Annotated in this window: 12 protein-coding genes; 4 read left to right on the top strand and 8 right to left on the bottom strand. The window is 67.2% G+C overall.

Annotated elements, in window-relative coordinates; translation table 11 throughout:
* Window positions 1–115: 115 nt before the first annotated feature.
* The 7 genes from AWC25_RS16170 to AWC25_RS16140 form a co-directional block, all read right to left on the bottom strand.
* Window positions 116–757 (bottom strand): sensor domain-containing protein, encoded by a 642-nt coding sequence (locus tag AWC25_RS16170; RefSeq protein ID WP_069401967.1) that lies wholly within the window; start codon window positions 755–757, stop codon window positions 116–118.
* Window positions 758–816: 59 nt separating this feature from the next.
* Window positions 817–2259, bottom strand: coding sequence for a catalase (locus AWC25_RS16165; protein WP_085167087.1), 1443 nt, complete (start codon window positions 2257–2259; stop codon window positions 817–819).
* Between the two features lie 170 nt (window positions 2260–2429).
* The gene (locus tag AWC25_RS16160) at window positions 2430–2861 is read right to left on the bottom strand and encodes a hypothetical protein (protein ID WP_069401935.1); all 432 of its coding nucleotides are present in this window, start codon (window positions 2859–2861) and stop codon (window positions 2430–2432) included.
* A gap of 216 nt (window positions 2862–3077) precedes the next feature.
* On the bottom strand, window positions 3078–3464 hold the full coding sequence (locus AWC25_RS16155) for a hypothetical protein (RefSeq protein ID WP_069401934.1): 387 nt from the start codon (window positions 3462–3464) through the stop codon (window positions 3078–3080).
* A 470-nt stretch (window positions 3465–3934) separates the two neighbouring features.
* Window positions 3935–5065, bottom strand: a complete 1131-nt coding sequence (locus AWC25_RS16150) for a DUF4185 domain-containing protein (protein ID WP_085167086.1) — start codon at window positions 5063–5065, stop codon at window positions 3935–3937.
* Window positions 5066–5071: 6 nt separating this feature from the next.
* Window positions 5072–6106, bottom strand: a complete 1035-nt coding sequence (locus AWC25_RS16145) for an aspartate-semialdehyde dehydrogenase (protein ID WP_069401932.1) — start codon at window positions 6104–6106, stop codon at window positions 5072–5074.
* Window positions 6107–7372: an aspartate kinase gene (locus tag AWC25_RS16140; RefSeq protein ID WP_069401931.1), complete on the bottom strand. Its 1266-nt coding sequence runs from the start codon at window positions 7370–7372 to the stop codon at window positions 6107–6109. It lies immediately after the preceding gene.
* Window positions 7373–7669: 297 nt separating this feature from the next.
* Here AWC25_RS16140 and leuA point away from each other — a divergent pair, with 297 nt between their 5' ends.
* The gene (leuA, locus tag AWC25_RS16135; RefSeq protein WP_085167085.1) at window positions 7670–9562 is read left to right on the top strand and encodes a 2-isopropylmalate synthase; all 1893 of its coding nucleotides are present in this window, start codon (window positions 7670–7672) and stop codon (window positions 9560–9562) included.
* Between the two features lie 124 nt (window positions 9563–9686).
* Here the strand turns inward: leuA and AWC25_RS16130 are convergent, their stop codons facing one another.
* Window positions 9687–10688 (bottom strand): DEDDh family exonuclease, encoded by a 1002-nt coding sequence (locus AWC25_RS16130; protein ID WP_069401929.1) that lies wholly within the window; start codon window positions 10686–10688, stop codon window positions 9687–9689.
* A 171-nt stretch (window positions 10689–10859) separates the two neighbouring features.
* On the opposite strand from AWC25_RS16130, the gene AWC25_RS16120 reads away from it, so the two are divergent.
* The 3 genes from AWC25_RS16120 to AWC25_RS16110 are packed head-to-tail and all read left to right on the top strand — an operon-like array spanning window position 10860 to window position 13318.
* Entirely contained in the window at window positions 10860–12212 is a 1353-nt protein-coding gene (locus AWC25_RS16120; RefSeq protein ID WP_069401928.1) for a Mur ligase family protein, read from the top strand.
* Entirely contained in the window at window positions 12205–12912 is a 708-nt protein-coding gene (locus tag AWC25_RS16115; RefSeq protein ID WP_069401927.1) for a type 1 glutamine amidotransferase, read from the top strand. Before AWC25_RS16120 ends, AWC25_RS16115 begins: the two co-directional genes overlap by 8 nt.
* A gap of 25 nt (window positions 12913–12937) precedes the next feature.
* Window positions 12938–13318: a hypothetical protein gene (locus AWC25_RS16110; RefSeq protein ID WP_244899527.1), complete on the top strand. Its 381-nt coding sequence runs from the start codon at window positions 12938–12940 to the stop codon at window positions 13316–13318.
* The last annotated feature ends 6 nt before the right edge of the window (window positions 13319–13324 follow it).

The following is a 13324-nucleotide window of genomic DNA, read 5'->3' as shown; positions in this document are numbered from 1 at the left end:
TTGGACGGCTATCGGAACGATAACCGCCATCAGTTCATCTTCCAGATCGCTCCGACATATTCCTGTCCGCGCTGGTCGGGACGGCCCGGCTGGGATGAACACTCGACTTCACCCGCTACTGGCCCAGCGCGTTCTGCATGGCTCCGGCCAGCACGTTGACCGCCGGCCCCGCGTTGCCAGACTGGCAAACCTTGGCCTGCAACACCACGTTTTCCCGCAACCGGGTTTGATTGAAGCAGCGTCGATCGGTGCCCGCCTCCTGCTTGGTCCAGTTGGCGTCGGCGGCGGTGGCGGGCGCCCCGACGAACGACCACACCTGCGTTTGCCCATTGTCCAGATGCATCGCGGTGGTCTGCCCCGAGCAGCCGCCGGTTCGGTCGACCACGCGGTGGAAGGCGCGGTCCGCGGCGTCGGTAGTGGCGAACACCCCTACCGCCTGTTTCACCAGATGGGTCTGGTCGGTGGCCGACGTCTGCGTGACGGCCCCGTTGAACGATGCCAAGTCGGGATCGTTGAACACCTCGGGCAGGCCGATGTCGGCCCAGTTGTTGCAGTCGGGCAGATCGACGAAGTAGCCCTGGAACGGCTCGGTGAATACCGACTCCCACCCCATCGGGCCGCCGACGACGTTGCCGACCGACCCTTTACCGAGGACCGCATACGAGACGACCCCGGGATCGGAGGGATGGGCGGACGCGGTCGGGATGGAACAGCTCAGCGCCAGACCGGCACTCACCGCCATGGCGGGGATCCGCATCATGAGGTCCGATCATGCCAGGCTGACGCCGACTCGTGCACCTACGTCACCCGGGTGGGCTATCGGCCCCGAACCCCTTCCTCCACCTTTTTGCCGAGATCGGGGTCGACGTTGCGCCAGTACTCGAAGACGCGGGAGAGCACCGGCTCCCGAACACCTTTGCAAACATGCCCAATGATGTTGTGCACCAAGCGCTCCCGTGCGGCGTCGTCGAGGACCTCGCGAACCATGGTGCCCGCCTGGCTCCAGTCGTCGTCCTCGGCGTGCAACGTGTAAGCCGCCCGGATCATCTGGCCGTCGGCATGCCAGCGCACCTCGGCGGCGCGCGCCGGATCCGCGTGCGGGCCGCCGTAGGAATTGGGCGCATACACCGGATCGGTGACGTTCTTAATACGCATCGCACCGTCTTTGGAGTAGCTGTTGACCTCCACCCGGGGTTCGTTTACGGGGATTTGCCGATAGTTGGCACCCAGTCGGGCGCGGTGTGCGTCGGAGTAGGAGAAGCCCCGCGCCTGCAACATCTTGTCCGGGCTCAGCCCGGTGCCGGGCACGGTGTTGTTCGGCCCGAACGCCGCCTGCTCGATTTCGGTGTGGTAGTCGGTGACGTTGCGGTTCAGCGTCATCTTGCCGACGTCGATCAGCGGATAGTCGCCGTGCGGCCACACTTTCGTCAGATCGAACGGGTTGAACCGGTAATTCTTCGCCTCCTCGTACGGCATGATCTGCATCTTGAGCGTCCAGCTGGGATAGTCACCCCGCTCGATCGCGTCGTAGAGGTCGCGCTGGTGGTAATCGCCGTCCTCGCCGGCCAACCGGTCGGCATCCTCCTGCGTGAGGAACTCGATCCCCTGGTCGGTGATGAAGTGATATTTCACCCAGAAGATTTCACCGGCGGCGTTGATCCAGCTGTAGGTGTGGCTGCTGTAGCCGTTCATGTTGCGCCACGTCTTGGGAATGCCGCGGTCGCCCATCAACCACGTCACCTGGTGCGCGGATTCCGGCGACAAACTCCAGAAGTCCCATTGCATGTTGTGGTCGCGCAAATTGGTTGCCTGCATCCGCTTTTGAGACCGGATGAAGTGCTGGAACTTCAGCGGATCACGCATGAAGAAGACGGGCGTGTTGTTGCCCACCATGTCGAAATTGCCTTCGGACGTATAAAACTTCAACGCGAAGCCGCGCGGGTCCCGCCAGGTGTCCGGGCTGCCGCGCTCACCGGCCACCGTCGAAAACCTGGCCAGCATCTCGGTTTCGGTACCGGGCTGGAACACCGCGGCCCGGGTGTACTGACTGACGTCGTTGGTCACTTCGAACTGACCAAAAGCGCCACCGCCCTTCGCGTGCGGTTGGCGTTCCGGGATGCGCTCCCGGTTGAATTGCGCCATCTGCTCGATCAGGTAGTGGTCCTGCAGCAGAATCGGGCCGTCGGGGCCGATCGTCAGCGACTGCTCGTCGCTGGGCGCAGGGATCCCCGCATCCGTCGTGGTGAAGCGCTCCGTCATCGTAGATCTCCTCGTCATCTCCTCGTCGGACGCGGCTGATTCACTGCCTAGGGCAGTGCCGTGTGTACCCAGCCAACGCGAATACGAATCGGTGTCAAGAACTTTCACTCTAAGGACCACGACCCGGCACCGCCTGAGAGCGCCGGGTCGTCAGCGCCTTTGAATCGAGACTACGGACGCGGTCCCGGCGGCGGCGGCGCCGGCGCCACCGTGCTGGTGGCCGGTGCCGGACCGCCCGGGCCACTGGGCCCGGCAATCGGGCCGCCCGGTCCGCCCGGTCCGAATGGACCGGCCGCGGAGCCGGGACCGTACGGACTACCCGGATAAGCGCCCGGGGCACCCGGTCCGCCGTACTGCCAGGGCCCCGGAGCGCCGGGGCCGCCCGGCTTGAACATCACGCCGTGATGGTGGCAACGATGGTGGTGATAGCCGAAGATCACGGCGCCGGAGAAGAAGACCACCGAGAGGATGAAGACGATCCCGGCGACGATGACCACCCACGCTGCGGCCGCATAGAGCCTGGGTGGCTTGGCCCGCGGCGGTGGTGGGGGTGGAGCGGTATCGACAGCCGGCTGTATCCCGCGTTCAGGTGTTTCACTCATACCCTGAATCCTGCCCTGGAATGTCGTCGCCGCAACCAATCCCGACGACAAAGTCGCTGTGAATTCGAATTATGTGCACCCGATGGCCGAAACGCGGGTAGCCCGGCGCTCTGAGGGCGCCGGGCTACTACGTGTTCGATTTTGGTGGCCCCCCGGGGTCCTCCTTTTACCCCGTGACCATCTGATGGATTGAGATGTGTCGACGTCCCACAGCGGCTATGGCGTACGAGACGGTGCGACCGACGACGGAATCTGGCTGGGTCCGGGCGCGCCCGGAGCTACCGAGCCAGGTCCGCCGGGTTGGTTGGCGCCGGGCCCGCCGATGGGGCCGCCGCCCGGACCGCCGGGGCCACCCCAGCGGTGCGGGTGAACCATCGCGTGGTGCTTGTGGTGGTGATGGTGGCCGTGGTGGTGTCCGGTCGACCTACCCAGCAAGAAGCCGGTGAAGAAGATGACCGCGATGATGAACACGGTTCCGGCAACGATGGCGACCCAAGCCGCCGCTTGAAAGACCCTGGCGGGCCGATGCACCACCGGCTCTGCCGGGACCGGTGCGGTTGCGGTCGCGGACCGCGTTGTGGGGGTTTCAGATGTTTCACTCATGAGACACATGATGCGGGGGTAAACAATAGTTATGGCTATGCGCTACTTATGAAGCAGCTGTGAGCCAAAAACCCTGCCTCACCTGCGAAATCGCCCCGCGGAGCGGGCTCGGCAATTCGTTGCGCTGCGTTGATGACAGCAAAACTGCGGAGCGGAATCCGAGGTTAGCCGGCACGCCCGGGTACGATCCCGAAACCGCCGAAGACTCCGCTTGGCGATGGCGTCACACGGTGTGTCGCGATAGCGGTGAAACGCCAGCCGGTATCTATGGCAAATGCTTCTGTCATGGATTCTGGGTTGCTGGGACCTGAGGGCGGATTCGTCTAGACGGTCCCCACGGTGGCGAACGCGGCGGCGGGCTGGGATCGACCCCACGGGGCATCACCTGCGTAGGCCGTCAGCGGGCAAGGCCGCCGTGACGCAGTTGCCTCCGGACGTTGGCATACGCGCCGTGCGGGTGAGCGGCCGTCTCAATCGGGTTTGAACGGGTTGACCGCGAACTGAATCACCCGGTACGGCGCGGCCACCCGGGCGCGGGTGTCCCACTGGCTGACGAAGATTCGTAGCTCGTCCAGCGTGGAGCCGGGCGAGATGTAACCGCCATACGGTTGCGCAAGCCGGTTATCCTCCGGTGGCGGAAGGCTTTCCGCCGGTTCGGGCCACTCGTCATGCTGCACCACGGTGGTCACCGGTGCATCGCCCAGCGACGTCGGGTCGTTGGCGACCCGAACCTCCATGTTGCCGTTGCTGGCGTTGAAGTAGGACAGCACCGTCTTGCCGTCGACCTGTCGAACACACATCTCGCCGATCATGTCCGACCATAACGGCGTCGGCCGCTTGTTCCAGCCCCCACCCGGCCCGCCCGCCCAGCCTTGCCATCGAGACCGGTCCGTAAAATTCTGTGGCGCAACGCGATACAGTAGGACGGGCTGACTGCGGGTAAAGCTGTTGGTGACGATGTACACCCACCCGCTGGGCGAGTCGGGCGTCGGGATGGGGTCGTAGTAGCCGCTGATCTGTGTCTGCGAGCCACCCTGATAGGACCCGTCCCGCTTCGATCCGGCGACGGTCCGCCAGCCCGCGTGCGCCGGTTCGGCGGCCACCAACCGCGAATTCTGCGGGTTGAGATCCTTTGTCGTCGTGACCATCAAGTAATTGCGCCGGTTGATCTCCACCACACCGGCCGGGAGCTGCGAATCACCGGCGGGCGTGGGATCGGCCAGCAGCGGCTTGCCGATCCCGGTGACACCGGTATACCGCACGCCTGCGGGATCGTTGATCGAGGCGGTGTCTACGTGCAACGCGATCGGCGAGTACCAGCCGCCGAACCCCACCCCCTGGCCGGCGAAGCTGTCGCCGCACACCTGGAGCAGTTCGGTAGGAAACTCCAGGAACTCGCAGAGATCCGTCGCACCTATTCCGTAATCCTTTGTGGGAGTGCCTGTTCCGGCGGTGGGTCCGAGCCGCAACACTTGACCCGGCGCCAGGGTGTGCACGATGGGCCCGGGAGCCGGCGCCGGCGGGTCGGCATGCGCGGACCAAACCGATTGCGCGACAACCAACCACAGCACACCGAGCAGCGCGAATCGACCGCCGCTCACGGCGGATCAGAGCGCTGCGGCCAGCAGCTCGGCGATCTGAATGGTGTTGAGGGCCGCGCCCTTACGTAGATTGTCCGCTGAGACGAACAGCGCCAGCCCACGCCCGTCCGCGACGCCCGGATCCTGGCGGATGCGGCCGACCAGTGACTCGTCGACGCCGGCGGCGTCCAGGGGGGTCGGCACGTCGACCACCTTCACACCGTGCGCCTCGGCGAGCAGTTCCCGGGCGCGCTGCGGCGACAGGGGCCGCGCGAACTCGGCGTTGATCGACAGCGAGTGCCCGGTGAACACCGGGACCCGCACACAGGTTCCGCTGACCAACAGATCGGGGATGCCCAGGATCTTGCGGCTCTCATGGCGCAGTTTCTGATCTTCGTCGGTCTCACCCGAGCCGTCGTCGACCAGCGAACCGGCCAGCGGCACCACGTTGAAGGCGATCGGCGCGACGTAGGTCTTCGGGGCCGGGAAGTCCACCGCCCGCCCGTCGTGTACCAGCTGTTCGGCGCCGCCGACGGCGGCACGGGTCTGCGTGGCCAGCTCCTCGACACCGGCGATGCCGCTGCCGGAGACCGCCTGATAGCTCGAGACCACCAGCCGCACCAGTTGCGCCTCCTCGTGCAGCGGTTTGAGCACCGGCATCGCGGCCATGGTGGTGCAGTTCGGGTTGGCGATGATGCCCTTGGGCCTGCGGTGCGCGTCCCGTGCGAAGTTCACCTCCGACACCACCAGGGGCACGTCGGGGTCCTTGCGCCAGGCCGAGGAGTTGTCGATCACGGTCACCCCGGCCGCCGCAAACCGCGGCGCCTGCACCAACGACATCGTCTTGCCGGCCGAGAACACCGCGATGTCCAGGCCGCTCGGGTCGGCCGTGGCGGCGTCCTCCACCTCGATTTCCTGCCCCCGGAACGGCAGCTTGCGGCCCTGCGAGCGGGCGGACGCAAAGAACCGCACGGTCGTCGCCGGAAAATCGCGCTCGTCGAGCAGATTGCGCATCACCTGGCCCACCTGACCGGTGGCACCCACTACCCCAATAGCAACCATCTATCGACCCGTCCCCGCATACACCGTGGCCTCCTCGTCGCCGCCCAACCCGAACGCCTCATGTAACGCAACGACGGCCTTGTCTAGTTCGGTGTCGCGGCACAGCACCGAGATGCGGATTTCTGAGGTGGAGATCAACTCGATGTTGACGCCGACCTTGGCCAGCGCCTCACAGAACGTGGCCGTGACTCCGGGATGACTGCGCATGCCTGCCCCGATCAGCGAGACCTTGCCGATGTGGTCGTCGTAGAGCAGCTGGGTGAACCCGATCTCCTCCTTGAGCGCATCCAACTTGGCCACGGCGGTGGGCCCGCTGTCGCGCGAGCAGGTGAACGTGATGTCGGTCTTGCCGTCCTCGACCTTGGAGACGTTCTGCAACACCATGTCGATGTTCACGTCGGCGTCGGCGACGGCGCGGAACACACTGGCCGCGTAGCCCGGAATGTCCGGGATCCCGACAATGGTCACTTTGGCTTCGCTGCGGTCGTGCGCAACGCCGGTCAGCAGGGGGCTTTCCATCTCTATGTCCTTGATCGATCCGACGACGACGGTGCCTGGCTTGTCCGAGTACGAGGACCGGACGTGCACCGGAAGGTTGTAACGACGGGCGTACTCCACGCAGCGCAGCATCAGCACCTTGGCGCCGCAGGCGGCCATTTCGAGCATTTCCTCGAAGGTCACCGTGTCGAGCTTGCGGGCATTCGGCACGATCCGCGGGTCCGCGCTGAAAATGCCGTCCACGTCGGTGTAGATCTCGCAGACGTCGGCGCCCAGCGCGGCGGCCAGCGCGACGGCGGTGGTGTCCGAGCCACCGCGGCCCAAGGTGGTCACGTCGCGACTGTCCTGGCTGACGCCCTGGAAGCCGGCGACCAGCACGACGTCGCCCTGCTCGAGCGCGGATTGCAGCCGCGTCGGCGTCACGTCGATGATCTTGGCGTTGCCGTGCGTGCCTGTGGTGATGACGCCGGCCTGCGACCCGGTGAACGATCGGGCGCGGGCGCCGAGCGATTCGACGGCCATCGCCACCAGCGCATTAGAGATGCGTTCCCCGGCGGTCAGCAGCATGTCCAGCTCGCGGGCGGGCGGCACCGGGCACACCTGCTGTGCGAGATCGAGCAGGTCATCGGTGGTATCGCCCATCGCCGAGACCACCACGACGACGTCGTTGCCCTGCTTTTTGGTCTCGACGATGCGTTCCGCGACGCGGCGGATTCGGTCGGCGTCGGCCACCGAGGATCCGCCGTACTTTTGTACGACGAGCGCCACTGTTTTCCTGCCTGCCCTTCCCGCCCACAGACGTGGTTTAAGTTCACCTCAGAATACGTGGCGGCGCATCTCGTTTAATGACCCGCCAGCGACCGCTACGACCTGCGGTTTTGCTTCTCGGTCCGCACGGTTTCGGCTCAGTTTCGTCCCGGCCGCCGGTCGCGGTAGAGTGCAGAGCGTGCAGCGGGTGCTCCTTCTCGGACGCCGCGGCGGGGTCTGATCCAGACCGGCTTCCCGTCGCGGGTGTTCGCGATGCGCCGGTCTGAAGTCCCTTTCTGACACCCCGGAGCAATTACCGTGACCAACTTTTCTGAAATCGCCGACGCATACGTCTCGGCGCGAACCCTGACCAAGCCCGCCGGTCCACCCCGGCTGGGCCAGCCGGCCTGGAACCCGCAGCGCGGATCGTCGATGCCGGTCGATCGGTACCGGCCCTTCGCCGACGAAGTCGAACCCATCACGTTGCCCGACCGCACCTGGCCCGACCGCATCATCGACAGCGCGCCGCTGTGGTGCGCGGTGGATCTGCGCGATGGCAATCAAGCGTTGATCGATCCGATGAGCCCCGCCCGCAAGCGCCGCATGTTCGATCTGCTGGTTGCTATGGGATACAAGGAGATTGAGGTTGGGTTCCCGTCGGCCAGCCAGACCGACTTCGACTTCGTCCGCGAAATCATCACCGACAACGCCATTCCCGACGACGTCACCATCCAGGTGCTGACCCAGTGCCGACCGGAACTGATCGAGCGCACCTTCCAGGCGTGCGAAGGCGCGCACCGGGTGATCGTGCACTTTTACAACTCGACGTCAATCCTGCAGCGCCGCGTGGTTTTTCGCGCCGACCGGGCGGAAGTGCAGGCCATCGCTACCGAGGGTGCGCGCAAGTGCGTCGAGGAAGCAGCCAAATACCCTGGTACGCAATGGCGATTCGAGTATTCGCCGGAGTCCTACACCGGCACGGAATTGGCATACGCCAAGCAAGTGTGCGATGCCGTCGGGGAGATCATTCGGCCCACACCGGACAACCCGATCATCTTCAATTTGCCCGCCACGGTGGAGATGGCCACACCCAACGTCTACGCCGACTCGATCGAGTGGATGAGCCGCAACCTGGCCAACCGGGCGTCCGTCATCCTGAGTCTGCATCCGCACAACGACCGCGGAACCGCTGTTGCCGCAGCCGAATTGGGGTACGCGGCCGGAGCCGACCGGATCGAGGGCTGCCTGTTCGGCAACGGGGAGCGGACCGGCAACGTGTGCCTGGTGACGCTGGGGCTGAACCTGTTCTCCCGCGGCGTCGACCCGCAGATCGACTTCTCCAACATCGACGAGATCCGCCGGACGGTGGAGTACTGCAACCAGCTGGCGGTGCCGGAACGTCACCCGTATGGCGGCGATCTGGTGTACACCGCGTTCTCCGGCAGCCACCAGGATGCGATCAACAAGGGCCTGGACCAGATGAAGGTGGACGCCGACACCGCCGGCGCCGACGTCGAGGACATGCTTTGGCAGGTGCCGTACCTGCCGATCGACCCGCGCGATGTCGGCCGCACCTACGAAGCGGTGATCCGGGTCAACTCCCAGTCCGGCAAGGGCGGGGTGGCCTACATCATGAAGTCCGACCACGGGCTGGTGCTGCCGCGGCGGCTGCAGATCGAGTTCTCCCAGGTGATCCAGAAGATCGCCGACGGCGAGGGCGGCGAGGTGTCGCCGAAGGAGATGTGGGACGCGTTCTCCGAAGAGTACTTGGAGCCGGTGTGGCCGCTGGAGCGGATCAAGCAGCGGGTCGAGGCGGCCGAGGATGACGGCGGCATGACCAGTGTCGCCGCGATCGTCAAGATCAACGGAGTGGAGACCGAGATCCGCGGCTCCGGCAACGGGCCCCTGGCCGCGTTCGTGCACGCGCTGGGCGGCGTCGGGTTCGACGTCGCGGTGCTGGACTATTCCGAGCACGCGATGAGCGCCGGCGACGACGCGCAGGCCGCGGCGTATGTGGAGGCTTCGGTCGCGATCGCGAGCGCGGCGGAGCCGGGCGAAGCGGGTCGCGGCCCTACCGACCCGGTCGCGATCGCGAGCGCGGCGGGTCAGGTCACCAGCAAAACGGTCTGGGGCGTCGGCATCGCGCCGTCGATCACCACGGCCTCGTTGCGGGCGGTGGTCTCGGCGATCAACCGCGCCGCCCGCGGCTGACGCCGCCGTCTGCCGGATCGGGTCGGCGGCCAGGCGCGTCTGCCGCTGGCCGATAAACAACCTGCTGCCGCAACGACTTCGCGCCTTCCCGCCGGCTACGTTCGGCGGGAAGGCCGGTTCGTGTCTAGAACAGGGCGAGCTGATCGTCGACCCGGGATGCGTCGACGAATTCCTCCATGCTGGTGCCGCCGATCACCGAGTTCACCCCCGCCATGAACTGCGCGTCGGACACCGTCGGTACGCCCAGCTGCCGGGCCTGAAAGCCCTTGCCCTGCTCGGGCGCGGCCTCGTTGCACACCACCAGCGACGTCTCGCGGTCGACGACATCGGTGTAGGCCAGACCGGCATGCAGGATTCGTTCGACGAGCTCTTCGTGGGTGTGGCGCACCTCGGCCGCCAGCGCCACCCGCATGCCCTGCACCAGCGGCCGGCCCCGAACGTACGGGCCCGGGTTGAGATACGGGCAGGGCAGCCGGGACGCCAGCGCCTTCAACGGCCGCAGCTCATCGTGGGTGACCCGGCCGTTGGGCCACCGGCGCCGGGTGACGGGGTGCACGGGCAGCCAGATGTCGTGTTCACGGGCCCGATCGAGCGCGGCTCCCAGCACCCTTGTCAAGACCAGCGCGTCGTCGAAAGCGTCGTGTGGACGCTGCTGGGTCACGCCCCAGTGCGTGGCCAGCGTCTCCAACCGCAGATTGTCCAGACCGAGATCGAGGCGGCGGGCCAGCTCGACCGTGCACATGACGGTGTCGACGGGAAGCTCGGCGCCCGTCAGCTCGGCCTCGGCGGCCAGGAACGCGTAGTCAAACGCCACGTTGTGCGCCACCAGCGTGCGACCGCGCACGACATCGATGACGTCACCGATGATGTCGCCGAACTGAGGCTGGTCCTCGAGCATGGCGGCGGTCAGCCCATGCACGTGGGTGGGACCGGGGTCGACGCCGGGGTTGAGCAGGCTCACGACTGAATGCTCGATGCGGCCTTTCGCGTCGAGGCCGAGCACCGCGAGGCTGATGATCCGCGCCTGACCGGGCCGGAACCCGGAGGTCTCGACGTCGATGACGGCCCAACCCGCCTCTGGATCGCTCGCCGGCCGTCCCCAGGGAGCCGGATTCGTAGGGCTCATGGACTGAGAATGGCACGTCTGACCGACATCGCCCGGTCGTTGCGTCGCCGTGTCGGCGGTTAACCCACCCGGCAAAAGCGCCGCGCTTGCGATCGCCCTTGAAACGCATGAGGGCGACCCGCTTCACCCGGCAAAAAGCGCCGCGCTTGCGATCGCCCTTAAACTGCGCGGGTGGTCACGACCCGCGCACGTCTCGCCCTCGCCGCCGGCGCGAGCGCGCGCTGGGCATCGCGCGTCACCGGGCGCGGGGCCGGGGCGATGATCGGCGGCCTCGTCGCGATGACCCTGGACCGCTCAATCCTGCGGCAGCTCGGCGCCGGACGGCGCACGGTCATCATCACCGGCACCAACGGCAAGTCGACGACCACCCGAATGACCGCGGCCGCGCTGAGCACGCTCGGCTCGGTCGCCACCAACGCCGAGGGTGCGAACATGGACGCCGGCCTGATCGCCGCCCTGGCCGCCGACCGCAGCGCCGGGCTGGCCGCCCTGGAAGTCGACGAGATGCACGTGCCGCACGTGTCCGACGCCGTCGAGCCCAACGTCATCGTGCTGCTCAACCTGTCTCGCGATCAGCTGGACCGGGTCGGCGAAATCAACGTGATCGAACGCACGCTGCGCGCCGGGCTGGCCCGCCACCCCAACGCGGTGATCGTCGCCAACTGCGACGACGTGCTGATGACGTCGGCGGCCTACGACAGCCCGAACGTGGTGTGGGTGGCCGCCGGCGGCGCCTGGGCGAACGACTCCGTCAGCTGCCCACGCAGCGGCGAGGTGATCGTCCGCGACCCCACTTCTAAAGCGGGCCACTGGTACAGCACCGGCGCCGACTTCAAGCGCCCCAGCCCGCACTGGTGGTTCGGCCCCGCCGACGGGGACATGCTGCACGGCCCCGACGGGCTGGCACTGCCTATGCATTTGGCCTTACCTGGCGCGGTGAACAGGGGTAACGCCGCCCAGGCCGTCGCCGCCGCCGTCGCGCTGGGAGCCGACCCCGCCAAGGCCATCGCGGCGGTATCGGGCGTGGACGAGGTCGCGGGACGGTACCGGACCGTGCGCATCGGGGCGCACGACGCACGCATTCTGCTGGCCAAGAACCCGGCCGGGTGGCAGGAAGCGCTGTCGATGGTGGACAAACAGGCGGCCGGGGTGGTCATCGCGGTCAACGGGCAGGTGCCCGATGGCGAGGACCTGTCCTGGCTGTGGGACGTGCGCTTCGAGCATCTCGCGGGTGAGCCTCGTGCGTCACGAGGCGAGTCCGGCGAGGAACAGCAGCGCGCCGGTGATCCTCGTGCGTCACGAGGCGAATCCGGCGAGGAACAGCAGCGCCAGCAGTCAGCCGTCGTCGCGTCCGGTGAGCGGGGCACCGACCTGGCGGTGCGGCTGGGGTACGCCGGCGTCGAGCACACCCTGGTGCACGACATGGTTGCGGCCATCGCGTCGTGCCCGCCCGGCCGGGTGGAGGTCGTCGCCAACTACACCGCGTTCTTGCAGCTGCAACGCAGGCTGGCGCGCCATGGGTGACTCGGCGATCCGGATCGGACTGGTGCTTCCCGACGTGATGGGCACCTACGGCGATGGCGGCAACGCGGTCGTGCTCCGCCAACGGCTGCGCATGCGCGACATCGCCGCCGAGATCGTGGAAATCACCCTGGACGACCCGGTGCCCGACTCGCTGGACCTGTACACGCTGGGCGGCGCCGAAGACTACGCGCAGCGGCTGGCCACCCGGCATCTGCTGCGCTACCCGGGCCTGCAGCGTGCCGCGGAGCGGGGCGCGCCGGTCCTGGCGATCTGCGCGGCCGTCCAGGTGCTCGGCCACTGGTACGAGACGTCGTCCGGGGAACGCGTCGACGGCGTGGGCATCCTGGATGCGACCACCGCGCCCCAGCCGGAACGCACGATCGGTGAGGTGGTGAGCAAGCCGCTGCTGGCCGGTCTGACCCAACCGCTGACCGGCTTCGAGAACCATCGCGGGGGCACGGTCTTGGGTCCCGCTGCCGCGCCGCTGGGCGCGGTCGCCAAGGGCGCGGGCAATCGCCTCGGCGACGGTTTCGACGGCGTGGTCCAGGGCGGCGTCGTAGCCACCTACATGCACGGGCCCTGCCTGGCCCGCAACCCGGAACTGGCCGACCTGTTGCTGGGCAGGGTAGTGGGCGAGCTGGCGCCATTGCAGCTGCCCGAGGTGGAGCAGCTGCGCCGCGAACGACTGGCGGCACGCTGACGTGCGGGCCCGGACGCCGGCTGGGGTGGCCGCACTGCTCATCGCGCTGGCGGCACCGGCGCACGCCGACCCGGAAGTCTTGAATGGCCGGTACAACGTGCTCTACGCGGGTAGCGACAAACCGACCGCGTGGCTTTTCGTCGCGTGCGGATCGGACTGCACCCTGGCGACCTCACAGGATGGCGGGACGTTCGTCATCAGCTGGGAGTTCCAACTGGCCAATGGCCGATGGACGCACCGCGGGACGGCTCCGGTGCCGTGCCCCAACGGCGCATCGGCCCCCGCGGCGGTCAACTACAGCTTTGATGCGGTGACCTTGGCCGGGGAGGGCGACACGACGACGCCCGAGTGCGGCGCCGAGCCGTGCCGGGTCGTCACCAGACAGTTCCAGCTGAGCAAGGCGTGACCGCCC

Source organism: Mycobacterium sherrisii (assembly GCF_002102355.1).
Classification (GTDB): domain Bacteria; phylum Actinomycetota; class Actinomycetes; order Mycobacteriales; family Mycobacteriaceae; genus Mycobacterium; species Mycobacterium sherrisii.
The sequence above is the reverse complement of the archived record's forward strand: the minus strand, read 5'-3'. Positions and strand labels throughout refer to the sequence as shown.

Excerpts from the sequence above, each read along its gene's own strand:
- AWC25_RS16130 (WP_069401929.1), bottom strand. The coding sequence starts at position 10,688 with ATGAGCCCTACGAATCCGGCTCCCTGGGGACGGCCGGCGAGCGATCCA.
- AWC25_RS16115 (WP_069401927.1), top strand. The coding sequence starts at position 12,205 with ATGGGTGACTCGGCGATCCGGATCGGACTGGTGCTTCCCGACGTGATG.
- AWC25_RS16160 (WP_069401935.1), bottom strand. The coding sequence starts at position 2,861 with ATGAGTGAAACACCTGAACGCGGGATACAGCCGGCTGTCGATACCGCT.
- AWC25_RS16165 (WP_085167087.1), bottom strand. The coding sequence starts at position 2,259 with ATGACGGAGCGCTTCACCACGACGGATGCGGGGATCCCTGCGCCCAGC.
- AWC25_RS16155 (WP_069401934.1), bottom strand. The coding sequence starts at position 3,464 with ATGAGTGAAACATCTGAAACCCCCACAACGCGGTCCGCGACCGCAACC.
- AWC25_RS16170 (WP_069401967.1), bottom strand. The coding sequence starts at position 757 with ATGCGGATCCCCGCCATGGCGGTGAGTGCCGGTCTGGCGCTGAGCTGT.
- AWC25_RS16145 (WP_069401932.1), bottom strand. The coding sequence starts at position 6,106 with ATGGTTGCTATTGGGGTAGTGGGTGCCACCGGTCAGGTGGGCCAGGTG.